The sequence below is a fragment of the Rhizobium sp. BK112 genome (assembly GCF_014193215.1).
In the GTDB taxonomy this organism is placed as follows: domain Bacteria; phylum Pseudomonadota; class Alphaproteobacteria; order Rhizobiales; family Rhizobiaceae; genus Rhizobium; species Rhizobium anhuiense.
In genome coordinates this window covers 430,557-452,528 of sequence record NZ_JACHYZ010000004.1, presented here as the reverse complement: position 1 = coordinate 452,528, position 21,972 = coordinate 430,557, and the positions used below count along the sequence as shown (strand labels likewise).

The following is a 21,972-nucleotide window of genomic DNA, read 5'->3' as shown; positions in this document are numbered from 1 at the left end:
CATGTCGCCCAAAAGTGCGCGGCGGTTTTGGGACAACGACATGCATCAAACAAAGACCCGAAGCACGTCGCATCAATCAGATTCGACGCGACGCGCTTAGCCACCTCTTCAAAATTGGCAAAGATTTTTCCGCTTAGCGCAAGCCATTGAAAGTGCAGCAATTTGCCACCAGGAGCCGTGTCGGAACGGTACGGAAGGAAGGAACTTATTAACCTTCCTTTTCTATCCCGGTAGGGTCGTAATTTGCCAAGCATGAGTGAGTAGCGGACGCATGCGTTTTCCCAGAACCAATTTGACGGACGCCGGGGACTTTTCCAGCGGGATTGAAACTGAGCTTCCGGAGGAAAATCCAGGAGAAAAGCCGGCAGCGCCCATTTGGCAGAGCAATTTTTCCCTCGCGCCGAATGTTCGTTTCACCCGCACGCCGGAAACGCTGATCAGCAAACGGCGCGCGCCGAATGAGCCCGGTCGCGATGATTCGCAGCTTGCACAGCAGGCGATACGGATAGAGCCGGTTGCCGTCGACGTGCCGTTCGATATCTATCTGCCGGAGCCGGAGGAAATTTCCACGGCACCCGACATGGTCGAACTGCAGCAGGCACCGTTGCCTGATGAGGTCCGCGCGCCTGCCTTCCGCGCCACCGCTGAGCTTTCCTCCATTTCGGATTTCGCCTTCTGGGAAGTCATGGCCTTCGAAGAGGCCGAGCCGGTTCGCGCGCCCCCCGTGATCTCGTTCCCGAAGGCTGAGGCCACGCCCGAATCGATCACTTCGCTGTTCAAGATCATGGAATGGCGCCCCGGCCGGCCGGCTGTCGCTCCCGTGCCCTCCCGCCCGGTCTCGCCGCCCGCTGCGATGTCCGCAAAGGTCGCCGTGCGTCCTCCGGCCGCCCCATCCCTGGAAAAGCCGAGGCGCATTATTGTCGAGGCGCCGGTCGTGCAGGCTCAGATTGCACCCGCACCCCAGGTCACGCCAGCCCCTCAAATTGCATCAGCCCCTCCGGCAGCGCCCGCGCCGCAGCGTACGCCGCCTGTGGCTGCGGTTCTACCGTCGCCGCGTCTGGCCGTGAGGCCCGAAAGGGTCGACGCATCCGGCTACGAATTCCCGCCGCGCGCCCTGCTGCAGGAACCGCCGGAACGCCTCGGCGAGATCATGTCGCAGGAGACGCTGGAGCAGAATGCCGGGCTCTTGGAAAGCGTGCTGGAAGATTTCGGCATCAAGGGCGAGATCATCCATGTCCGTCCCGGCCCCGTCGTCACCCTCTATGAATTCGAGCCGGCGCCAGGCGTGAAGTCGTCGCGCGTCATCGGACTGGCCGACGATATCGCCCGCTCGATGTCGGCGCTCTCGGCCCGTGTCGCCGTCGTCCCCGGACGCAACGTCATCGGCATCGAATTGCCGAATGTGACACGTGAAACCGTTTATTTCCGCGAGATGATCGAAAGCCAGGATTTCGAGAAGAGCGGTTACAAGCTGGCGCTCGGCCTCGGCAAGACGATCGGCGGCGAGCCGGTGATTGCCGAGCTCGCCAAGATGCCGCATCTGCTTGTTGCCGGCACCACCGGCTCGGGCAAGTCGGTCGCCATCAACACGATGATCCTGTCGCTGCTCTATCGCATGACGCCGGAACAGTGCCGCCTGATCATGGTCGACCCGAAGATGCTCGAACTCTCCGTCTATGACGGCATCCCGCATCTGCTGACGCCCGTCGTCACCGATCCGAAGAAGGCGGTGATGGCGCTGAAATGGGCCGTGCGCGAAATGGAGGAGCGCTACCGCAAGATGTCGCGCCTCGGCGTGCGCAATATCGACGGTTACAACGACCGCGTGGCGCAGGCCCGCGAAAAGGGCGAGGCCATCCACGTCATGGTCCAGGTCGGCTTCGACAAGGGCACCGGTGCTCCGATCGAGGAAAGCCAGGCGCTGGACCTGACGCCGATGCCCTATATCGTCGTCATCGTCGACGAAATGGCTGACCTGATGATGGTCGCCGGCAAGGACATCGAAGGCGCGATCCAGCGCCTCGCCCAGATGGCCCGCGCCGCCGGCATCCATCTGATCATGGCCACACAGCGCCCATCGGTCGATGTCATCACCGGCACGATCAAGGCAAACTTCCCGACCCGCATTTCCTTCCAGGTGACCTCGAAGATCGACAGCCGCACCATCCTCGGCGAACAGGGCGCCGAACAACTGCTCGGTCAGGGCGATATGCTGCACATGCAGGGCGGCGGGCGCATTTCCCGCGTCCACGGTCCCTTCGTTTCGGATTTGGAGGTCGAAAAGGTCGTCGCCCATCTGAAAACACAGGGGCGCCCCGAATATCTCGACACCGTCACCGCCGACGAGGAGGACGAGACGGAAGAGGAGGAAGCCGGCGCCGTTTTCGACAAGAGCGCCATGGCCTCCGAGGATGGCAACGAACTCTACGAGCAGGCGGTCAAGGTCGTCATGCGCGACAAGAAATGCTCCACCTCCTACATCCAGCGCCGCCTCGGCATCGGTTATAACCGCGCCGCCTCATTGGTGGAACGCATGGAAAAGGAAGGCCTCGTCGGCCCGGCCAACCACGTCGGCAAGCGCGAGATCGTTTCTGGGCGGGGCGACGGGGATTGATCGGCAGGAGCCGCGCCATCGCGGCTCAGCGTGAGGGCGCGGCATTCCAGTGGCCGAACATCACCCCGCGACTGCGGAACGGGCGGCGCGTTTGTGCACGATGGCAAGCAGGCCTCCGAGAAAGATCGTTCCGAGGATGAAGAGAAATGCCGCGGCAACGATGGCCGGGCTGATGTTTTCGCGAATGGACGAGAACATCTGGCGCGCGAGCGTCAACTGGTTTGGGCCGGCGACAAACAGGGTCAGCACGACTTCATCAAGCGAGGTGGCAAAAGCAAGCACCGCGCCCGACAGTACACCCGGTATGGCGAGCGGCAGCGTTATTTTCCAGAAGACCTTTGCTGGAGAAGCGCCCAGGCTCGTCGCCGCCCGTTCGACTCGATAGTCGATGCCGTCAAGCGACGCGGTGATGCTGATCAGCACGAAAGGTACGGCGACAACCGTATGCGCTATGATGACGGCCGCAAAGGTGTTCGGAAATCCGAGCTTGGCAAACAGAATTTGAAGCCCGACTCCGAGCACGACCGCCGGAACGACCATCGGCAGAAGGAACATTGTCCGCAGTGTAGAGCCGAAGACAATGCGCCTGCGCAATGCAAGTGAGGCCAGCATGCCGAGCACGGTTGAAAGCAGTGTGGTCCCCGTGCCGATCAGCAAGCTGTTGACGATGGACCGCCGCCAGGCGTCCGCGTTTGCGAGTTCCGCAAACCAGCGGGTCGAAAAAGAAGGGATGGGATAGGACAGGAAACTGCTGGAGGTAAATGCGATCGGAAGGATCGCCAAAAGCGGGGCCAGCAGAAAAATCACCGTTGCCGCACCATACAGAAATTTAAGCAAACGAACTGTCATGTCAGGCACCTGCCGTCTTCGTTGAGAGCCGGCCATAGACGCCGTAGAACACGATGGTCGCGGCGAGCAGCACGATGCCGAGCGCGCCGGCCATCCCCCAATTGGCGGAGCCGGTGGCATAGAAGGCAATCACCGAACTGATCATCTGGTCTTTGGGCCCGCCGATGAGCGCCGGCGTGATGTAGTAACCGAGGGCTGCCATGAAGACGAGCAGTCCACCGGAAGCGATACCGCGCAATGTCAGAGGCAACAGGATTTGCAGGAAGGCCCGGATCGGCCGCGCGCCGAGAGAGGCTGCCGCCGGCATGAGATTTCGGGGGATTGCGATGAGGACACTGTAGATCGGCAGGACCATGAAGGGCAGCAGAACATGCGTCATGGCGATAATGACGCCCGTTCGGTTGAAGAGAAGCGGCAACGGGTCGCTGAAGAGGCCGAGCGACATGAGGAAGGAATTGATAAGTCCCTTGTCCTGCAGGAGGATGTACCAAGCCGCGGTGCGCACCAGCAACGACGTCCATAGCGGCAGGAGCACCGCGACAAGGAGGAGCTGTCGCCGCCAGCCGCTGGAGGCTGCGATCAGCATCGCATATGGCAGGCCGATGAGGCATGTTGCCACGGTCACGACAGCAGCCACAGTGAATGTTCTGAGAAGAATCGCCTGATTGGCCGACTCCCCGGCCGGCATCGCCACGATCGCTCCCGATGCGTCATGCTGAAGATCGACTGCGGCTAGGAGATTGCGATCGGTATAAGGATAGGTCGCCTCGGCAATGGCCCGCCAGAACGAGGGATCGTTCCATCGTGAGTCCACCTCTCCAAGTTTTGTCGGTTCGGCGCTGCCTTCCACGGCGGCGACGGTCTTTCGCATCAGCGTGCGGAAGCCCGGCTGGGCGCTGTTAAGTCTTCGAACCACCTCGCCCAGATTCTGATCGTCGTCGATCGATTTCAGGTCTTCGACAAGCGCAATCTGCATCTCGTCGGAGGACTCGGAATTACGGTTCCAGGCGGAGATCGCGGCCGTCGTCCGGGGCAGGTTTTGGCTGACGACCGGATCGGACACCGCCTGCTCAAGCACCGTCAGAAGTGGCCAGATGAAGAAGACACCCAGGAACAGAGTAAGAGGAAGGACAAGAGCGAAGGTGCCGATGCTTTGACGGAACGGACTCATGCCGCAATCACCCAACAATCGTCCGGTGCGAAATGAGCCACCACATCGGCGCCCGCTGCCCACTCCGCCGATCGCCTGTCGGTCCGGACTATGAAGCGGAAGGCATCGTGGTCAAGCTGCACCCGCAGGTGATCGCCCTGGTACACGCTGTCGAGTATTTTCGTCGGCAAGGCATTCGTCGCAGACCCAGTCCCGCGGGCCGCAAGAGAAATCCGCTCAGGACGGACCGAAATATGGACGCGGGTTCCGACGGAGAGGGAGCCGCTGCCCGATACGATCAGATGCCGCCCATCGGCGAGCTCGACCGAGGCCCCGGTTTTTCCCGTCGCCGTCACCGTTCCTTCTATCAGATTGGTTTCGCCGATGAATTCGGCGACGACGCGCGTTTGCGGGCGATCATAAATATCGCGCGGCGAGCCGATCTGCTCGATGTTCCCATGATTGAAGACTGCAATCCGATCGGACATGGTAAGCGCCTCGGCCTGATCGTGGGTCACGAACACCACGGTCAGCTCCAGCCGCTTGTGCAGCGCGCGGATGTCGAGTTGCATCTGTTCCCGCAACTGTTTGTCAAGCGCCCCCAGCGGCTCGTCCATCAGCACAACGGCCGGCTCGAACACCAGAGCGCGGGCAAGTGCCACACGCTGCTGCTGACCACCGGAAAGCTGGGCCGGCTTTCGGTTGCTCATTGCAGACAGTTGCACCATGTCGAGCGCCCGTTTTACTCGACCTTCGATCTCGCTGCGTCCGATACCGCGCATCTTCAGCGGAAAGGCGATGTTGTCGGCAACCGACATATGCGGAAAGAGCGCATAGTTCTGGAAGACGACGCCCATTTCGCGCCGATACGGTGGCAGATGGTCGATACGGCGGCCGTCGAGAAAGATGCTGCCACCGGTGGGGTTTTCGAAACCCGCCGCCATCATCAGCAAGGTTGTCTTGCCGGAACCCGACGGTCCGAGAAGGCTGACGAATTCGCCCCTCTCGATGTCGAGCGACAGGTCTTTGACGACCTGAAGCGTGCCAAAGGATTTGGAGACTCTTTCAAAGCGTATGCGCGGCGTAGCCACGGCGGCCCTCCGTTCGGATTGTCTGTTCTCAAGGAGACGAAGTGACGAGGATAGGCGGAAGCCCCCATGGATCCTCGGCAGGAGCGATCCGTGGGGGCGATATCGTGCCGCTACTGTGCCAGCCAGGCGTCAAATCTTTTGGTCAGCGCTTCCGAATTGTCGATCCAGAAGTCCGTATCAAGGCTGACGGCTCCCTGCATGTTGGCCGGGGTCGTCGGCAGGTCGGCCAGTTGATCGGGCGGCAGGGTCTTGCCGGCTTCGGTGTTCGTGAGGCCGTAGGCGATATATTGCGGCAGCTTTGCCTGATTTTCCGACTTGCTAGCGAAGGCAACAAAGTCAAAGGCCGCATCCTTGTTTTCAGCGCCCTTCAGGACGACCCAACTGTCGACGGCGTAGATGCTGCCCGGCCAGACAACCTTGAACTTCCTGCCTTCCGAGCGGTTGATGCCGGTGATGCGGCCGTTATACGCGCTGGTCATGGCAACCTCGCCGGAGGCAAGCAGTTGCAGTGGCTGGGCGCCCGAGGTCCACCAGACCAGGCTCGGCTTCAATGCGTCGAGCTTGGCAAAAGCACGGTCGATGCCTTCCGGCGTCGCCAGGACCTCGTAAACCTTATCGGCCGGCACGCCATCGGCCATCAGCGCGGATTCGAGTGTGTATTTCGGCCCCTTGCGCAGGGCGCGCTTGCCGGGGAATTTCTTCACGTCCCAGAAGTCGGCCCAGGATTCCGGGCCCTTGGCAATCTTTGCGCCGTCATAGGCGATCGCAGTCGACCAGACGATGGAGCCGACGCCGCAATCGCTTACGGCGGAAGGGAGGAATGCATCCTTGCCGCCGAGCTTGCTCCAGTCCACCTTTTCAAAAAGACCGTCGGCACAGCCGAGCGCAAGCTCATCCGCCTCGACCTCCACCGCATCCCAGGAAGGATTGCCAGCCTTGACCTTCGCCTGAAGGACACCGATGCCGCCATCCCAGGCCTCATCGAGCAGAGGCTTTCCGGTATCCTCGGCGAAGGGTTGGAAAAAAATCTTTCGTTGAGCATCCTGAAAGTTGCCGCCCCAGGAAGCTATGGTGAGGTCCCTGGCCACGCTCGGCCCCGTAGCAACCGCCAGTGACAGCAATCCCAGAGCTGCAATCGTCGACGTGTTCTTGAGTTTCATTCGCTTTCCCCTGTTTGTTGAGCATCTGCCCGATGCTTGGTTGACAACCACGATCTTCGGGATCGGTGGCGATCGCCGGCCGCGTCCGTGGGGTAGGCAAGGCCGGCTTCAACGGGCTTGCCGTGTGTCATCTCCAACAGGCGGACGGTTTTGCTGCGAACAATGCTGGCGTATGTCCCAAGGGGCGGAAAGGCGCTTTTTGTTGCCCCCGGTGGACACGTCGATGCACCACTCCCAACCGGTGTTTCCGGCCAGGCGTTGCACCCGCCGGCAAATTCGACACGACTCGCCTATGAAAAGGTCGGATATGGCAATTGCCAATCGACAGGTTAGTGGTGCACCATATGCACCACCGTGCACCACTCTTCGTTACACCCAAGTTCCGAAGCCTATGGCATATGGATGTGTACACGGCATTCCGATTTTGGTTTTCCTTTGGGGGACGGGATTGCGCAGAGGGAAATCGTTAGCAGATGAACCGGAAGGTGCTCAGAAACGCGGACGTTTACCGCCGTTATCCATGGTGCGCGCCTTCGAGGCGGTCAGCCGGCTGGGCTCAATGCGCAGGGCCGCAGACGATCTCAATCTCAGCCATACCGTCATATCCCGCCACGTCCGTAACCTCGAAGCCTGGCTTGGCACGCGGCTTGTCGATGCCGGACCGCGCGGCATCAGGCTGACGGCGGAAGGCAGGGTTTTTGCCGAGACCGTGGGAACGGCTTTCGACCTCATTGCCAAATCGACGGCGGAATTGCGCCCAGCAGTCAACCGCACTGTCTTGCGCATCTGGTGCGTGCCCGGCCTCGCAACGCGTTGGCTGACACCGCGCTTCAATCAGCTCCAGCTTGCCTTGCCCGGGATCGATTTCGTGATGCGCGCGACCGATCTCGAACCGGATTTCACGCGCTATGAGGCCGATGTCGACATCCGCTACTCGGAGGAGCCAAGAGGGAATGTCCGTTGGATCCTGCTGGAAAGGCCTCGCATGTTTCCGGTCACAAGCCCCGAATGGATCAGCAGGAATGCGCCAATACGCACCCTCGACGATCTGGTGCGCCAACCGTTGATCCACGAGGAAAGCCGCGATCAATGGCGGCAATGGTTTCGCAAGGCTGGCTTCGAGCATGAAGTAATTTTGAATGGTCCACGGCTGTGGTCGGCCAATCTGACGGTCGACGCGGCTGTCGCAGGCCAAGGAATAGCCCTTGCCACGCGTTTGATCGCTGCAGACGACCTGCGTGCCGGGCGGCTCGTCGAATTGCTCGGAACGGATGTCCGGCTTGGAGGCTATTACTTCGTCGGATCGCGAGAGCGCTGGAATGAGGTGACATTGGCGCGTTTCCGCGCATGGATGCAACAGTCAATCGGTGAAACCATGGGCGGTCACGCCTCTGATGAAACCAGCCGGCCGGGGTGAAAGAGCAATCCAGCAAAAGTGTGCAGCGATTTTGCCAGGCAAAGCGTGAAACGCTTTTGCCGGGAATTGCGTGAAAACAAAAGAGATAGAGCAATTCCGTGATTAGAAGAAAAACGGAATCGCTCCAGGAGAGGGCCGGACACGCTTTGAAGATAGGGGCGCAGCTCAATTTCACAGCCTCAAGCTTGCCAGTCGCAGCGTCTCGCGAACAAACGTGGTCTTTCCGCCGGTGTAAAGGCCCCAATCGCCGTCTGCCTCCGCGGCCAGCCTACGTTTCAGATCGGCATAGGCTTTGGCTCGCTCCGGGTGATCCCTGAGATAATCGCGAAACAGAATGCGCTCTCGATGTGCGCGATTATCGGGTCCGCAAAGATAGAGCTTGAAGCCATAACCTTCACAATCGCGCGTGAAGGCCCATCGTTGTTCACCGGTATCGCCGTGGAAGACGAAATTCGCAGCGCGCACGGCCTCGATCGCCACCAGCAGGACGTCGTCGGATATCACGACGGCATCGAGGTCGATCTTCGGCTTGGCCGCCAGGCCGGGCACGGACGTACTGCCGATATGATCGGTGGAAAGCACGAGGTCGCCGAGCAGGATGGACACCTCGGCGCTGATTTCGGCAAAGAGCCGCGGCCAGGAAGGATCGTAGTCGACCACTCTGATGGCGCGCATGCCCTGCCTCTCCCGTCAGTGCGTCTCCGCCAGCAATCCCTCGAGGATCGCGATCATCTTCTGCTTGGCCTCTTCGAGCGAGCCGCTATTGTCGAGTTCCGTCACGTCATATTCGCCGCGCACCGTCAGCGGTCCGCGGGCGAGCCGGGCCATGATATCCTCATGCGTCTCGCGTCCGCGCGCCTCCAGCCGGCCGACGAGCACTTCGGGGCGGGCGGTGACGTTGATGACCTTCAGCCGCGGGAAGGCGGCCTGGAAACGGTGAAGCGCCGAGCGCGAGCCGTTGGCGACGACGACATGGCCTCTGGACAGCGCCACCGAAACCTCGGCGGGAATTCCATATTTCAGGCCGTGCGCCTCCCACCAGACGGCAAAGGAGCCTGATTGCTCCATGGCGGCGAAGCCTTCGAGGGAGATGGACAGATGATCCTCGCCGCCGGCGTCACGGTGACGGGTGATGACGCGGCGGGTGAAATGAACGTCGGTGCGGCCGGTGAAATGCCGGGCGGCAAGGTTCATCAGGGTATCCTTGCCGGCGCCGCTCGGCCCGACGACGACGACCATGATGCCGCGCTCGGCTCCGGCTCCGGGATGGGGTTCGTGCGGCATCATGCGACACGGCGTCCTTGGCGCCAGACGGAGCGTGTCACCGGCACGCCATGCGCGCGGTGGACGCGGACGAGATCGGCGCGCAGTCCCGTCGCGATCCGGCCGCGATCGTCGAGGCTGACGGTGCGGGCGGGCGTCGACGTCACCATGGCGATCGCCCTCGGCAGGCTGATGCTCTCCACCTCGTCGGCGAGGATGAAAGGCGCGTGCAGCAGGCTGAGCGGCACGTAGTCGGAGGAAAGCACGTCGAGCACGCCCATTTCGGCAAGATCGCGGGCGGCAATGTTGCCGGAGTGGGATTTGCCGCGCACGATGTTCGGCGCCCCCATCAGCACGCTCATGCCATGTCCGTGCGATGCCCGGGCGGCATCGAAGCTGGTCGGAAATTCGGCCAGGCGCACGCCGTTGTCGATCGCCTCGTCGACATGGGAGAGTGTGGCGTCGTCATGGCTTGCCACGGTGATGCCGCGCTCGGCGCAGACCTTGGCGATGGCGTTGCGGTGCGGCGTCGAATTGCGGGCCGACTCTGCCTGGCGCTTGGCGACAAAACGGGCGAAGGCCTCGTCGCTCAGGCCGCGCTTCTTCTGGTAGTAGAAGATATATTGGTCCATCGTCTGGAACTGACGCTGGCCGGGCGCATGATCCATCAGCGAAACGAGCCGCACATGCCGGTCGTTTTCGAAATCGGCGAAATGTTCGAGCACATTGTCGGCCGAGACCTCGCAGCGCAGGTGGAGCAGGTGCTCGGCGCGCAGCCTGCCCTCCTTCTCCGCCGACTGGATGGCATCGGCCATCTCACGCATCTCGCCATGTTCGAAGCCGCCGTCCTCATCCGCACCCATGCGCAGGCAGTCGAACACCGTGGTGATGCCCGAGGTGACGATCTGGGCGTCGTGCGCCTGGACTGCGGCGGTCTTGTTCCAGCGTATGCCGGGACGCGGCTGATAATGGCCTTCGAGATGATCGGTGTGCAGCTCGACGAGGCCGGGAATGACATAGTCGCCTTCGAAATCTTCGCCGGCTACCGAGCTGCCCTCGGAGATGTCGGCGATCTTGCCGTCTCGAATGAGGATCGATCCTGAGAGGATGTCATCCTCGAGAACGATGCGGGCATTGGAAAACACGGTCTCTTTGCTCATCTCGTCAGGTCTTTCAGCGTTTGGCGCCGGCAAGCGGCAGCCAGGAATGAACTTTGAACGGGGCACCGCGCGTCTCCTCGGTGAAGACGGCAAGGCCGGAAATCGGAAGCGGACGGCCGGTGAAATCGGCAAAACGCTCGGTCAGAATCGCTTTCATCACCGCGGCGCGCGCTTCGGGCACCTGGCCGGTCAGCGTCATGTGAAAGCCGAAATCCTCCATGACGTAGGGATAACCCCAGCGCTGCAGATGGGCGCGCTGGCTGTCGCTGAGCTTATCCGGGTTGCGCCGCGCCATATCGGCCTCGGAAAGCGCGGCACGGAACGGTTCGAACGACCTTACCACCTTCGCGGCGAAATCCTGAAGAGGTTGATGAAGAGAACCGGGAACGAGGGCAAAAAAACGGCCGAGCTGGCCGAGCACGAGTTCCGGAATCTCGAAGGCTGGCGTGCGCTGGGCAAAATCCTCGGCAACCCCCAGGAGATCCTTCTCGGTGACGGAGGCAGCGAGCGAAAACGGCGCCTTGATCGTGGCGTGAAAGCCGTAGCGGCGCGGGTCGGCGGTCAGCTCGAACTGCTCTGCCGCACCCAGTTGCTCATGGTCCGGTGCCGGATAGGTCTCGCCGGTGAAAGCGTCGCGGCCGAGCCAGAGCGAGGCCGCGCCGGTCAGGGGATGATCCTTCGGCGGCGAGAAATAGAGAGCGTAGCGCAAGGCTTTTATCCTGGGGATCTTCGAAACGGGGGAGCGCAATGTGCAGTGATTTGGCGGCGAACCGCAAGCAGGCTCCGGCTAAAAGATTTCCGTGACAGAATGATGATGGCGGCAGCGCCGCCACCGCCTTTGATGGGTGGATCAGTGGGTTTTCGTGCCCATCAGCTGGTGGCGCAGCGCGTTCGAGGCTGTGTCGAAAAGGAAGACGACGATCAGGATCAGGATGACCATATAGGCGACATTTTCCCAGTTGGCGTTGGTGCGCATGGCCTCCCAGAGTTTGAGGCCGATGCCGCCGGCGCCGACAGCGCCGATGATGGTCGCACCGCGCACGTTCGATTCCCACTGGTAGAGCGTCTGGCTGACGATGACGGGAACGATCTGCGGCATAATGCCGTAACGATGAACGAGCACCGTCTGAGCACCTGTCGATTTGATGCCCTCCCGCGGCTTGTTGTCGATATTCTCCAATCCTTCGGAATAGAGCTTGCCGAGCGTGCCGGTCTCGGTGAGGAAAATCGCGCCGCTGCCGGCAAGCGGGCCGGGGCCGAAAGCGCGCGTCAGGAACAACGCCCAGATCAGCATGTCGACCGAGCGCAGGAAATCGAAGAAGCGTTTCAGGATCTGGTTCAGCAGCCGGTTCGGCGTGATGTTGCGTGCTGCCATGAAGGCGAGCGGAAAGGCGGCGAGAGAGCCGAGCAGCGTTCCGAGGAACGCCATGACGATCGTCTGGAAAAGTTTGGTCCAGACGTCGCCGTGCTGCCATTCGCTGTTGTTCCAGATATCGTCGAAGGCGAGCGACAGGTTGGACTGGTCGGGCTTGATGCGCGGGCCGGAGACGATGAGGCTGACGACCTCGCCGACCGGCTTGTCGAAGAAGGAGGATTGTGTGTCGAAGATGAAATTCGCCCAGCCGATGAAACGCTTGCGGATCTTCACCCGGTCGACGGATATGCTGACATTGCCGGCAAAGCCGAGATCGGCGAGCACGTTGTCGTCATAAACCGTCATCCAGCCGGGCACCGGCCCGACGACTTTCGGCGCACCGCTGGAAAGCTCGACCGGGACGCTGACGCCGTGGGCGGTGACGATCGTCTCGCTCTTCGAGACGGAGATGCTGCGGCTGGTGCCGTTGATCGAAACGCTGATGCTGCCGTCGGGATTGTTGACCAGCCAATCCGGATGCGGATTGTCGCCGAGCGGCGAGAAACGCGGATAACGCACCTCGATCGAGCCGTCGTCCTGGATGCGGAGTTCCGGCTGGACGTCGTAGCTCACCCATTGGCTGAGATAGATGCCGACGCGCTCCCAATGCGCTTCGGCAAAGAGCTTGGGCAGGTCGAAGAACCAGACGGCGTAGAGGCCGTAGAGCAGCGTCGCCATAAGGATCATCAGCCCACCGAAACGCTGGCGGAACGAGCGATGGAAATATTCCGGATAGCGGGTCTCTATCTCGTGCATGCGGTTTGCGTCGATCACCGTCATGGCGGCCTCAATGTTGCAGGAGGAAGGCGTGCTCGCCGACAAGGCGGCGGCGCAGCCAGGCGGAGAACTGGTCGACGGCAACGATCGTCACGAACAGCAGGAGGACGAGCGCCATCGTCTTGGCGCCGAATCCCCGCGAGATCGAAAGCTTCAGCTCCTCGCCGATGCCGCCGCCACCGACGGCGCCGATGATGGTCGAGGCGCGCACGTTGATCTCCAGGCGTAAGAGCGCGTAGGAGGTGAAATTCGGCAGCACCTGCGGCAGGGCGGCGAAGCGCACGCGCTCCCACCAGTTGGCGCCGACGGCTTTCATGCCCTCATCGGGCTTCATGTCGATATTCTCGGCCACTTCGTAGAAAAGTTTGCCGAGCGCCCCGACCGTGTGCAGGCTGATGGCAATGATGGCGGCGACCGGTCCGATCGACAGGATCGCCGAAAACAACCCGGCAATGACGATCTCGGGGAAGGCGCGCAGGAACTCCATCAGCCGCTTGGAGAAGATGCGCAGCACCCATGAATTCGTCAGGTTGCGGGCGGCAAAGAAGCTCAAGGGAACGGCGAAGACGAAACCGATGATCGTCGAGATCAGCGCCACGTTGATGGTGACGATCATCAGCTCGAAATATTCGGGAATGTAGAAAGTGCCCCAGACGTAGACGCGGCCCCTGTCGAAATTGAATTCCTCGCCGCCCTTGTCGTTGACGCTCGCAATGTCGAACAGCGCCCGCCAGACGTCGTTCCAATCCTTGGGGATGAGCCAGCTCAGAAAGTCGAAGAGATGCGGTAGGCGGTCGAAGAAATGGCCGGCATTGCTCTCGTCGGCGAAGCGGACGGAGCTTGCGAAAGCCGCAATCAGAATGACCAGGCCGAGGATGGTGTAGAAGCGACGTTTGGCGACCATCCGATCCCAGGCGGTGCCGATCTCCTTGGTGCTCTGCATGTGCGGCTGTGCATCGGCAATAGTCATCAACGCCTCGTCCGGTTACAGGGCGGCCGTTTCCGGCCGCCCGCATTCAAAGATCCGATCAGCCGCCGATGGCAGCTTTGCGGACTTCAACGACAGCGTTGTAGAAGTCGTGCTTGACGGGCGAGTAGCCCTGGTAGTCGCCGCCTTCGATAGCCGCGAAGCACTTGTGATCCTTTGCCGGCAGAGCCGTGAAGAAGGCTGCAAGCTTCGTCTGCCACTCCTGACCGAGAGCGTTGCGAACGACGAGCGGGCCGTTCGGGATCAGCGGCGAACGCCAGACTTCGACCAGCTTGTTCGGATCGACGGCGCCCTTGTCGACTTCCTTGCGGAAGGTGCCGGAGGTGTAGCCGTCCTTGAAATCGCCAATGCCCGACGAGTCGTCGACGGCGATGTCGACCTTGCCGTCATAGGCGGCGAGCAGGTTGTTCTCATGGCCGCCGTTGAACTGGGTCGAGGCGAAGAACTTGTCGTTCGGCATGCCGGTGTCCTTCGGGATCTGCGTCAGCGGAACGAGGTAGCCCGAGGTGGAATCCGGGTCGGCATAGCCGAGCTTCTTGCCCTTGGCGTCCTTGATGGACTTGATGCCGGAGGACTTCAGCGCGAGGCCGATCGAATAGTAGCCCGTCGAGCCGTCCTTCTGCTGCGTCGTCAGGATCGGCGTGACAGCCTTCGGATCCTTGATGTAGACGGCGGCATAGCCGGAGGCGCCGAGTTCGGCGAAGTCGAGCGTGCCGCCGAGCAGGCCCTGGATCACGCCGTCATAATCGGCGGCCGGGAAGAGCGAAACCTTCTCGAAGCCGAATTCCTGCTTCAGGTGGTCGGCAAGGCAGGCATAGTTGCGCAGGCGGTCGGTTTCGTTTTCGCCGCCGAGGATGCCGATGCGGAATTCCTTGAGGTCGGCAGCATGAGCAGCGCCGGCGAGCGCGAAGAGCGCCGTTGCTGCAAAGAGTGCTTTCTTCAACATATGTCTCTCCTATTGACCGGTGTCCCCGGTCTTCCCGTTACGAAGAAGTGTGCCCTTGACGCGGGCGCTCGATCGCGGCCGCCTCTCTCAGAGACCGGCCAGCGCCAGCGGTTGGGTGCCGGCGGATTGATTGTCTGCCCGCTCGGGGGCGATATTGATGGATGTCGAGGTCACCGTTTCGTCGATGCCGGCGCCGTCCTTGTCCGTCCCGTAGATTTCCTTCACCGCCTCGGCGGTGAGCTCCGAGGGCTTGCCGTCGAAGACGACGCGGCCGCCGGCCATGCCGACGATGCGCTCACAATAGCTGCGGGCGGTATCGAGCGTGTGGAGATTGGTGATGACGGTGATGCCTTCGCGCTCGTTGATATCGCGCAGCGCATCCATGACGATCTTGGCGTTCAGCGGATCGAGCGAGGCGATCGGCTCGTCGGCGAGAACCATCTTCGGGTTCTGCATCAGCGCCCGGGCGATTGCCACGCGCTGCTGCTGGCCGCCGGAAAGCGTGCCGGCTGCCTGCAGCGCCGTCTGCTCGATGCCGAGGCGTTCGAGCGCGGCGATGGCATGCACACGTTCCTCACGGGTGAAGATGTTGAGCAGGCTCATCAGCGTCGAGCGGTGGTTGAGGCGGCCGAGCATGACGTTGGTCAGAACGTCGAGGCGCGGCACCAGGTTGAACTGCTGGAAGATCATCGCGCAGTCGCGCTGCCAGTTGCGCAGCGCCCGGCCGCGAAGCGCGGAGACCGCGACGCCGGCGAAATGAATGGAGCCGGAGCTCGGTTCCTGAAGGCGGTTGATCATGCGCAGCAGCGTCGACTTGCCGGCGCCGGAGCGGCCGATGATGCCGACCATCTGGCCCTGGGGAATGGCGAGCGTGACGGAATCGACGGCGAGCTTTTTTCCGAAACGACGTGTGACATTCTTCAGCTCGAACATCATGCTCTTCCCTTGCGATCCAGGCCTTGGTCAGCATCGCATTAGTCCCGCTTGATGAACCTCGCGTGTCACATTTGTGTAAGTCCTGTCACAATTCTCCGCCCCTATATCGGGGGTTTAGCCGCCGTAGCGGGACAGGAAATCTTCCGCGCTCAGGTTGCGAAAATCGGCTAGCGCCAGGCGCAGCCGATCGTGCTCCCAGTCCCACCATGCAAGCCTGTCCATCCGTTCGCCGATCTCTTTCGGAAAGCGCTCGCGAATGAGCTTGGCCGGCACGCCACCGACGATCGTGTAGGGCGCGACGTCTTTCGACACGACGGCGCCGGCGCCGATGACCGCACCGTTGCCGACGGTCACACCCGGCAGGATGGTCGCACCGTGGCCGATCCAGACGTCGTGGCCGATCGTCACCCGGTTTGCGCGGCGCCAGGCGAAGAAGTCGGTCTCCATGTCGCCGTCCGGCCAATAGTCGACGGCGCGATAGGTGAAATGATGCAGCGTCGCCCGCCAGGTCGGATGGTTGGTGGCGTTGATGCGCACGGCGGCGGCAATATTGACGAACTTGCCGATCGTCGCGCACCAGACGGAGCCGTCCTGCATGATGTAGGAATAATCGCCGAACGTAGCCTCGCTGATGCGGCACCGTTCGGAGACCTCCGTATACCGCCCGAAGGTGGAATCGCTGACGGATGCCGTCTCATGAAAGTAGGGTTCGATACCAAGCTTGCGGCTCATGCGGCGATCTTTCTCGGTGAGAACTGCTGGACGTCGAGGATCCGGTCGGCGACCGCCTCGCGCACTTCCTCGTCGTGGAAGATGCCGAGAAGGGCGACACCCGCCTTCTTCTTTTCCGCGATCATGCCAACGACGACGGCACGGTTCCTGGCATCGAGCGAGGCTGTCGGTTCGTCGAGAAGCAGGATCGTGTGTTCGGTGATGAAGCCGCGGGCGATGTTGACGCGCTGCTGCTCGCCGCCGGAGAAGGTGGCGGGCGGAAGCTGCCAGAGGGCTTCCGGCAGGTTGAGCCTGGCCAGCAGAGCGCCGGCCTTTTCCCGTGCCGTGCCGGCGTCCTCGCCGCGCGCCACCAGCGGCTCGGCAACCACGTCGATCGCCGCGACGCGCGGCACGGTGCGCAGGAACTGGCTGACATAGCCGAGCGTATGGCGCCGCACCTTGAGCACGGTGCGCGGATCGGTGGCGGCGAGATCGACGATGCGGCCGTCGTGGCGGATGAGAATCTGGCCGGTGTCGACGGCATAATTGCCGTAGATCATCTTGAGCAGCGAGCTCTTGCCGATACCCGACGGGCCGCCGAGCACGACGCATTCGCCAGACGCGACCGAGAAGGCGACATCGGAGACGACGGGCAGCCTGATGCCGTCGCGCAGATGCATGGTGAAGCTCTTCGAGACTTCGGAAACGACGAGGGGCGTTGCCATTTTTCTTCTTCCTTGGATTCGGAGCTCAGACCTGCAGGATCGAGGAGACGAGCAACTGCGTATAGGGTTCGCGCGGATCATCGAGCACGCGGTCGGTGAGCCCGTGTTCGATGACGTAGCCGTCCTTCATCACCATCATCCGGTGCGACAACAGGCGGGCGACGGCGAGATCATGGGTGACGATGATGGCCGAGAGACCGAGATCGTTGACGAGGCCGCGCACGAGATCGAGCAGGCGCGCCTGCACCGAGACGTCGAGGCCGCCCGTCGGTTCGTCCATGAAGACGAGGCGGGGGCCGGTGACGAGGTTGCGGGCGATCTGCAGTCGCTGGCGCATGCCGCCGGAAAAAGCGCGTGGCTGGTCGTCGATGCGATCGGCGTCGATCTCGACGCGCTCGAGCCAGTCGATCGCCGAGGCGCGGATCTTGCCATAGTGGCGGTCGCCGATCGCCATCAGCCGCTCGCCGACATTGGCGCCGGCCGAGACCGTCATGCGCAGGCCGTCGGCCGGATTCTGGTGCACGAAGCCCCAGTCGGTCCGCATCAGGAAGCGCCGCTCGGCCTCGTTCATCCGGTAGAGATCACGGTAGCTGCCGTCGCGCATGTGATACTCGACGCTGCCGGTGCTCGGCAGCAGCCGGGTGGAGAGGCAGTTGAGCAGCGTCGTCTTGCCGGAGCCGGACTCGCCGACGATGGCGAGCACTTCGCCGGGCCAGAGCTCGAAGGAGACGTCGCGGCAGCCGATGCGGTTGCCGTAGAATTTCGAAACGTCATGGACTTTGAGAAGCGGAATATCGCTCATTCTGCAGCCTCCCGGGCCAGCATCTCGCCGGCATGTCCCTGCGCCCGGCGGTCTTCGCAATGATCGGTGTCGGAGCAGACGAACATGCGCCCGCCCTTGTCGTCGAGAACCACTTCGTCGAGATAGACATCCTCGGCGCCGCAAAGGGCGCAGGGCTTGTCGAAGCGCTGGATATCGAAGGGATAATCCTCGAAATCCAGGCTGACGACGTCGGTATAGGGCGGAACCGCATAGATGCGCTTCTCGCGCCCGGCGCCGAAGAGCTGCAGCGCATCCGACATGTGCATCTTCGGATTGTCGAATTTCGGCGTCGGCGAGGGATCCATGACATAGCGGCCGTGGACCTTCACCGGATAGGCGTAAGTGCGCGAGATCCGGCCATTATGGGCGATGTCCTCATAGAGTTTCACATGCATGAGCCCGTATTCTTCGAGCGCGTGCATCTTGCGGGTTTCGGTCTCGCGCGGTTCGAGGAAACGCAGCGGCTCGGGGATCGGCACCTGGTAGACCAGCACCTGCCCGGCAGCGAGCTTTTCTTCCGGAATGCGGTGGCGCGTCTGGATGATCGTCGCATCCTTGGTATGGGTCGTCACCGCGACATTGGCGACCTTCTGGAAGAAGGCGCGGATGGACACGGCGTTGGTCGTGTCGTCGGCACCCTGGTCGATGACCTTCAGCACGTCATCCGGTCCGATGATCGAGGCCGTCACCTGCACGCCGCCGGTGCCCCAGCCATAGGGCATCGGCATTTCGCGCGAGGCGAAGGGCACCTGATAGCCGGGAATGGCGATCGCCTTCAGGATGGCGCGGCGGATCATCCGCTTGGTCTGTTCGTCGAGATAGGCGAAGTTGTAGCTGGCCAGATCGCTCATTCGGCGGCTTCCTTCATGTCTTCGCCGCCGTTGCGGGCGGCTTCGAATTCGCGGCGCATGCGGCGGACGAGATCGAGTTCAGCCTGGAAGTCCACATAATGCGGAAGCTTCAGATGCTCGACGAAGCCCGTCGCCTGGACGTTGTCGGAATGCGAAATGACGAATTCCTCGTCTTGGGCCGGCGCGGTGATATCCTCGCCGAGCTCTTCGGCGCGCAGCGCCCGGTCGACCAGCGACATCGCCATCGCCTTGCGTTCGCTCTGGCCGAAGACCAGGCCGTAGCCGCGGGTGAATTGCGGCGGCGCCTTGGCCGAACCCTTGAACTGGTTGACCATCTGGCATTCGGTGACCTGGATTACGCCAAGCGAGACGGCGAAACCGAGTTCCGGCACGTCGAATTCCACCTCGACATCGCCGATGCGGATTTCGCCGGTGAAGGGGTGGTTGCGGCCATAGCCGCGCTGGGTGGAATAACCGAGCGCCAGCAAGAAGCCCTCGTCGCCGCGGGCAAGCGCCTGCAGGCGCAGATCGCGGGTCATCGGGAATTCCATCGGCTCGCGGGTCAGGTCGCCGATTTCGTGATCTTCGGGCATGTCGCCATCGGCTTCGATCAGCCCCTCCTCACCGAGGATTTCGGAGACGCGCATGACGCGGCCGGTCTCGGCTGGGCGCAGCGCGGGCTCTTCGATCGCCTCGTCCGAAAGCAGCGAGGGATCGAGCAGGCGGTGGGTATAGTCGAAGGTCGGCCCGAGAAGCTGGCCGCCCGGCAGATCCTTGTAGGTCGCCGAAATGCGGCGCTCGATCATCATATCAGCCGTCTCGAGCGGCTTGGAATAGCCGAAACGCGGCAGCGTCGTGCGGTAGGCGCGCAGCAGGAAGATCGCTTCGATCATATCGCCGCGCGATTGGCGCACGGCGAGCGCTGCGAGCGTGCGGTCGAAAAGCGAGGCCTCGGCCATGACACGGTCGACGGCGAGCGCCAGCTGCGCCACGATCTGGTCGATGCCGACCGCCGGCAGCGAACGGTCGCCGCGGCGGCGGTCGGCGAGCAGCCGGTGGGCATTGGCGATGGCGGCCTCGCCACCCTTGACGGCAACATACATGAGCTCAGATCTCCGTTGCTGTGATCTTGGTGGTGCGGGGCAGGCAGAGGAAACGTTTGCCCGCCGTCAGCACGATGTCGATGCCGCGCGGAAAGAGCGCGCGGTTCTCGGTCCAGAGCCGCAGGAAGGTCTCCGGCAGACCAACGGGGGCGATCTCCGTCATGCTCTGAATGCCCGGACCCATCAACGCCAGCCTGCGGCCACCCTCGAGTTCGGCGAGCTCGATGACGACGGTCGTCGAGCGGTCGGGATATTCCTGCGTGCCGGATGCAAAGAGGCCGAAGGAGGAAAGGGTGATGCCGGCCTCGGTGAAGGCAAAGCGCGCCTCGGCCTTTTCCGTGGTCAGCGGCGCGCCGGTATGGAAGCCAAGCCATTCCGGCACGGCGGATTTCGCCAGTCCCTGCGAAAGCCAGACCGGCGTGTCGTGGTCGCAAAGCGTCAGCGCGATCGCGCCGGCGGCGATGCCGAGTGGCGTCGGCGGCGCGGCATCGGGCTGAACGGTCTGGATCGTGCCGGGGCGGGCCATGCCGTCCATCAGCATCTTGAAGACGCTCTGGGCGTGGAAGACCGGCTCGGCAAAGCCGCCGGTGAGAGCTTCTGTCTTCAAACCCATCAGTTGTCTCCCCGCACCATGGTGAAGAAATCGACGCGGGTGGCCGCCGTCTCGTCCGCCTTGCGGCGTTCGGCATCGGCGATCCGCTCAGTGATCGGCAAAAGCAGCGCCTGTTCGACGAAATCCTTGGTCGCGTCTTCCTGCCAGAGCGCGTCGAAGATCGCCGCCAACCGGGCCTTTTCACGGTCGGTGCCGAGCGCCTGGGCATGGCCGACCGCGCCGGATTCGAGCCGGACCGTGGCCCGCGTCACCGTCACCTCGCCAAGATTGAAGGGAGCGCCGCCGCCGCCGATGCGTCCGCGCACCATCACCAGCCCGGTCTCAGGTCCGCGCACCTGATGTGCTACGGGCTTTTCCGGCAATGCGTCCCAGACCGCCTGAAGTTCGCTGCGTTCCGCCCGCGCCAGCAGATCGGCGGCGCGTTTGCGCCCGGATGCCGTCTGTGACGCAGCGTCGTTTCTGTCCGCTGAGATCATCGCCGCTTCCCTTCAAATGTCTATTGATATAGACAACCATACAAGATACACTTAGCCTTAAATCGATGTCGTGACAAGCGTGTGACATCGTGGGTGTAAATGGCGGGGCGGAATGGCGGGATTGAAGCAGGTGCAAAGACAGACCGGCGTGGCGCTCTGGCGTCAGATCGCCGATCGGATTCGCGAGGCGATCAGCAGCGGAGCTTATGACGAAACGGATATGGTGCCGCCGGAAACTGTCCTGGCGCTGCAATTCGGCGTCAACCGGCATACGGTGCGCAGCGCGCTTGCGGCACTGGCGCAGGAAGGAATCGTGCGTGCGGTGCAAGGCCGCGGCACGCTGATCGAGCGCAAGGAGCGTCTGAATTTCCCGATCACCAAGCGCACGCGCTTCAGCGCCGGTATCGGCGATCAGGCGCGTGAGATGCGCGGCCTTCTGCTTGATGAGGCGAGGGAAGAAGCGAGTGCCGAGATCGCCCGTTGGCTGCACCTGAAACCGGGAGACCAGGTGATCCGCCTGGAAACCTTGCGTCAGGCGGACAAGCGGCCGGTTTCAAGGGCAACGAGCTGGTTTCCCGCCGAGCGTTTCGCCGGTATCGGTGCGGCCTATCGGAAGGGGGAATCGATCACCAAGGCTTTCGCCGAACTCGGCCTGTCGGATTATGTCCGCGCGACCACCGAAGTGACGGCCGCGCATGCGGGTGCCGCCGACATGGCCGACCTCGAACTCACCCCCGGCGCGATCCTGCTGATCACCAAGGCGATGAATACCGATCTTGAGGGTGTCCCGGTGCAATATTCGATCAGCCGCTTTGCGGCCGACCGGGTGCAGTTCACGATTGAGAACTGAGATCGGAAATTGAGGAAAGGCGTGCCGACCTGTTTCGGCGGCACGCCGTACCGAA

Annotated in this window: 22 protein-coding genes; 3 read left to right on the top strand and 19 right to left on the bottom strand. The window is 62.4% G+C overall.

Translation table 11 applies throughout. The features are described 5' to 3' along the window. Positions 1-271: 271 nt before the first annotated feature. On the top strand, positions 272-2,614 hold the full coding sequence (locus FHT75_RS14920; RefSeq protein ID WP_183844874.1) for a DNA translocase FtsK: 2,343 nt from the start codon (positions 272-274) through the stop codon (positions 2,612-2,614). 60 nt (positions 2,615-2,674) lie between these two features. On the opposite strand, the gene FHT75_RS14915 is transcribed toward FHT75_RS14920, so the two are convergent. From FHT75_RS14915 to FHT75_RS14900, 4 genes are all read right to left on the bottom strand, one after another. Then, on the bottom strand, positions 2,675-3,463 hold the full coding sequence (locus FHT75_RS14915; RefSeq protein WP_028755691.1) for an ABC transporter permease: 789 nt from the start codon (positions 3,461-3,463) through the stop codon (positions 2,675-2,677). Between the two features lies 1 nt (position 3,464). Then, positions 3,465-4,634 carry an ABC transporter permease gene (locus tag FHT75_RS14910; RefSeq protein ID WP_028755692.1) on the bottom strand — a complete coding sequence of 390 codons (1,170 nt, stop codon included), beginning with the start codon at positions 4,632-4,634 and terminating at the stop codon, positions 3,465-3,467. Then, entirely contained in the window at positions 4,631-5,704 is a 1,074-nt protein-coding gene (locus FHT75_RS14905; RefSeq protein ID WP_028755693.1) for an ABC transporter ATP-binding protein, read from the bottom strand. The genes FHT75_RS14910 and FHT75_RS14905 overlap by 4 nt, the downstream gene beginning before the upstream one ends. A gap of 110 nt (positions 5,705-5,814) precedes the next feature. Then, a complete protein-coding gene (locus FHT75_RS14900) occupies positions 5,815-6,864 on the bottom strand; it encodes an ABC transporter substrate-binding protein (protein WP_028755694.1) in 1,050 nt (349 codons plus the stop codon). 307 nt (positions 6,865-7,171) lie between these two features. Here FHT75_RS14900 and FHT75_RS14895 point away from each other — a divergent pair, with 307 nt between their 5' ends. Further along, the gene (locus FHT75_RS14895; protein ID WP_244604852.1) at positions 7,172-8,281 is read left to right on the top strand and encodes a LysR substrate-binding domain-containing protein; all 1,110 of its coding nucleotides are present in this window, start codon (positions 7,172-7,174) and stop codon (positions 8,279-8,281) included. 171 nt (positions 8,282-8,452) lie between these two features. On the opposite strand, the gene FHT75_RS14890 is transcribed toward FHT75_RS14895, so the two are convergent. The 15 genes from FHT75_RS14890 to phnG all read right to left on the bottom strand — a co-directional run bounded on the left by FHT75_RS14890 (position 8,453) and on the right by phnG (position 21,067). Beyond that, positions 8,453-8,956: a GrpB family protein gene (locus FHT75_RS14890; protein ID WP_063473525.1), complete on the bottom strand. Its 504-nt coding sequence runs from the start codon at positions 8,954-8,956 to the stop codon at positions 8,453-8,455. 15 nt (positions 8,957-8,971) lie between these two features. Next, positions 8,972-9,565, bottom strand: coding sequence for a phosphonate metabolism protein/1,5-bisphosphokinase (PRPP-forming) PhnN (gene phnN, locus FHT75_RS14885; protein ID WP_174824512.1), 594 nt, complete (start codon positions 9,563-9,565; stop codon positions 8,972-8,974). Then, positions 9,565-10,704 carry an alpha-D-ribose 1-methylphosphonate 5-triphosphate diphosphatase gene (locus FHT75_RS14880; RefSeq protein ID WP_047617404.1) on the bottom strand — a complete coding sequence of 380 codons (1,140 nt, stop codon included), beginning with the start codon at positions 10,702-10,704 and terminating at the stop codon, positions 9,565-9,567. The genes phnN and FHT75_RS14880 overlap by 1 nt, the downstream gene beginning before the upstream one ends. A gap of 13 nt (positions 10,705-10,717) precedes the next feature. Then, a complete protein-coding gene (locus FHT75_RS14875) occupies positions 10,718-11,413 on the bottom strand; it encodes a DUF1045 domain-containing protein (RefSeq protein ID WP_028756292.1) in 696 nt (231 codons plus the stop codon). 141 nt (positions 11,414-11,554) lie between these two features. Further along, positions 11,555-12,898, bottom strand: a complete 1,344-nt coding sequence (gene phnE, locus FHT75_RS14870; protein WP_063473524.1) for a phosphonate ABC transporter, permease protein PhnE — start codon at positions 12,896-12,898, stop codon at positions 11,555-11,557. Positions 12,899-12,905: 7 nt separating this feature from the next. Beyond that, the gene (phnE, locus tag FHT75_RS14865; protein ID WP_063473523.1) at positions 12,906-13,865 is read right to left on the bottom strand and encodes a phosphonate ABC transporter, permease protein PhnE; all 960 of its coding nucleotides are present in this window, start codon (positions 13,863-13,865) and stop codon (positions 12,906-12,908) included. Between the two features lie 58 nt (positions 13,866-13,923). After that, positions 13,924-14,829 (bottom strand): phosphonate ABC transporter substrate-binding protein, encoded by a 906-nt coding sequence (phnD, locus tag FHT75_RS14860; RefSeq protein ID WP_097595811.1) that lies wholly within the window; start codon positions 14,827-14,829, stop codon positions 13,924-13,926. Between the two features lie 87 nt (positions 14,830-14,916). Next, positions 14,917-15,762 carry a phosphonate ABC transporter ATP-binding protein gene (gene phnC / locus FHT75_RS14855; protein WP_063473521.1) on the bottom strand — a complete coding sequence of 282 codons (846 nt, stop codon included), beginning with the start codon at positions 15,760-15,762 and terminating at the stop codon, positions 14,917-14,919. 117 nt (positions 15,763-15,879) lie between these two features. Continuing rightward, positions 15,880-16,497 (bottom strand): DapH/DapD/GlmU-related protein, encoded by a 618-nt coding sequence (locus tag FHT75_RS14850; protein WP_183844875.1) that lies wholly within the window; start codon positions 16,495-16,497, stop codon positions 15,880-15,882. Continuing rightward, the gene (gene phnL / locus FHT75_RS14845; RefSeq protein WP_028756930.1) at positions 16,494-17,201 is read right to left on the bottom strand and encodes a phosphonate C-P lyase system protein PhnL; all 708 of its coding nucleotides are present in this window, start codon (positions 17,199-17,201) and stop codon (positions 16,494-16,496) included. The genes FHT75_RS14850 and phnL overlap by 4 nt, the downstream gene beginning before the upstream one ends. 25 nt (positions 17,202-17,226) lie before the next feature. After that, complete coding sequence (gene phnK / locus FHT75_RS14840) at positions 17,227-18,003, bottom strand: phosphonate C-P lyase system protein PhnK (RefSeq protein ID WP_028756929.1); 777 nt, start codon at positions 18,001-18,003, stop codon at positions 17,227-17,229. Beyond that, entirely contained in the window at positions 18,000-18,875 is an 876-nt protein-coding gene (locus tag FHT75_RS14835; RefSeq protein WP_028758164.1) for an alpha-D-ribose 1-methylphosphonate 5-phosphate C-P-lyase PhnJ, read from the bottom strand. Before FHT75_RS14835 ends, phnK begins: the two co-directional genes overlap by 4 nt. After that, positions 18,872-19,978, bottom strand: a complete 1,107-nt coding sequence (locus FHT75_RS14830; protein ID WP_183844876.1) for a carbon-phosphorus lyase complex subunit PhnI — start codon at positions 19,976-19,978, stop codon at positions 18,872-18,874. The genes FHT75_RS14835 and FHT75_RS14830 overlap by 4 nt, the downstream gene beginning before the upstream one ends. Positions 19,979-19,982: 4 nt before the next feature. Next, positions 19,983-20,591, bottom strand: coding sequence for a phosphonate C-P lyase system protein PhnH (gene phnH, locus FHT75_RS14825; protein WP_028756089.1), 609 nt, complete (start codon positions 20,589-20,591; stop codon positions 19,983-19,985). Next, positions 20,591-21,067, bottom strand: a complete 477-nt coding sequence (gene phnG, locus FHT75_RS14820; RefSeq protein ID WP_028756088.1) for a phosphonate C-P lyase system protein PhnG — start codon at positions 21,065-21,067, stop codon at positions 20,591-20,593. The genes phnH and phnG overlap by 1 nt, the downstream gene beginning before the upstream one ends. A gap of 112 nt (positions 21,068-21,179) precedes the next feature. Between phnG and phnF the strand changes: the two genes are divergently transcribed. Beyond that, positions 21,180-21,917, top strand: a complete 738-nt coding sequence (gene phnF, locus FHT75_RS14815; protein WP_028756087.1) for a phosphonate metabolism transcriptional regulator PhnF — start codon at positions 21,180-21,182, stop codon at positions 21,915-21,917. Positions 21,918-21,972 lie beyond the last annotated feature (55 nt).

Coding starts and splice junctions, on each gene's coding strand:
- FHT75_RS14920 (WP_183844874.1), top strand. CDS start 272: ATGCGTTTTCCCAGAACCAATTTGACGGACGCCGGGGACTTTTCCAGC.
- FHT75_RS14915 (WP_028755691.1), bottom strand. CDS start 3,463: ATGACAGTTCGTTTGCTTAAATTTCTGTATGGTGCGGCAACGGTGATT.
- FHT75_RS14910 (WP_028755692.1), bottom strand. CDS start 4,634: ATGAGTCCGTTCCGTCAAAGCATCGGCACCTTCGCTCTTGTCCTTCCT.
- FHT75_RS14900 (WP_028755694.1), bottom strand. CDS start 6,864: ATGAAACTCAAGAACACGTCGACGATTGCAGCTCTGGGATTGCTGTCA.
- FHT75_RS14895 (WP_244604852.1), top strand. CDS start 7,172: ATGGCAATTGCCAATCGACAGGTTAGTGGTGCACCATATGCACCACCG.
- FHT75_RS14890 (WP_063473525.1), bottom strand. CDS start 8,956: ATGCGCGCCATCAGAGTGGTCGACTACGATCCTTCCTGGCCGCGGCTC.
- phnN (WP_174824512.1), bottom strand. CDS start 9,565: ATGCCGCACGAACCCCATCCCGGAGCCGGAGCCGAGCGCGGCATCATG.
- FHT75_RS14880 (WP_047617404.1), bottom strand. CDS start 10,704: ATGAGCAAAGAGACCGTGTTTTCCAATGCCCGCATCGTTCTCGAGGAT.
- phnE (WP_063473524.1), bottom strand. CDS start 12,898: ATGACGGTGATCGACGCAAACCGCATGCACGAGATAGAGACCCGCTAT.
- phnE (WP_063473523.1), bottom strand. CDS start 13,865: ATGACTATTGCCGATGCACAGCCGCACATGCAGAGCACCAAGGAGATC.
- phnD (WP_097595811.1), bottom strand. CDS start 14,829: ATGTTGAAGAAAGCACTCTTTGCAGCAACGGCGCTCTTCGCGCTCGCC.
- phnC (WP_063473521.1), bottom strand. CDS start 15,762: ATGTTCGAGCTGAAGAATGTCACACGTCGTTTCGGAAAAAAGCTCGCC.
- FHT75_RS14850 (WP_183844875.1), bottom strand. CDS start 16,497: ATGAGCCGCAAGCTTGGTATCGAACCCTACTTTCATGAGACGGCATCC.
- phnL (WP_028756930.1), bottom strand. CDS start 17,201: ATGGCAACGCCCCTCGTCGTTTCCGAAGTCTCGAAGAGCTTCACCATG.
- phnK (WP_028756929.1), bottom strand. CDS start 18,003: ATGAGCGATATTCCGCTTCTCAAAGTCCATGACGTTTCGAAATTCTAC.
- FHT75_RS14835 (WP_028758164.1), bottom strand. CDS start 18,875: ATGAGCGATCTGGCCAGCTACAACTTCGCCTATCTCGACGAACAGACC.
- FHT75_RS14830 (WP_183844876.1), bottom strand. CDS start 19,978: ATGTATGTTGCCGTCAAGGGTGGCGAGGCCGCCATCGCCAATGCCCAC.
- phnH (WP_028756089.1), bottom strand. CDS start 20,591: ATGGGTTTGAAGACAGAAGCTCTCACCGGCGGCTTTGCCGAGCCGGTC.
- phnG (WP_028756088.1), bottom strand. CDS start 21,067: ATGATCTCAGCGGACAGAAACGACGCTGCGTCACAGACGGCATCCGGG.
- phnF (WP_028756087.1), top strand. CDS start 21,180: ATGGCGGGATTGAAGCAGGTGCAAAGACAGACCGGCGTGGCGCTCTGG.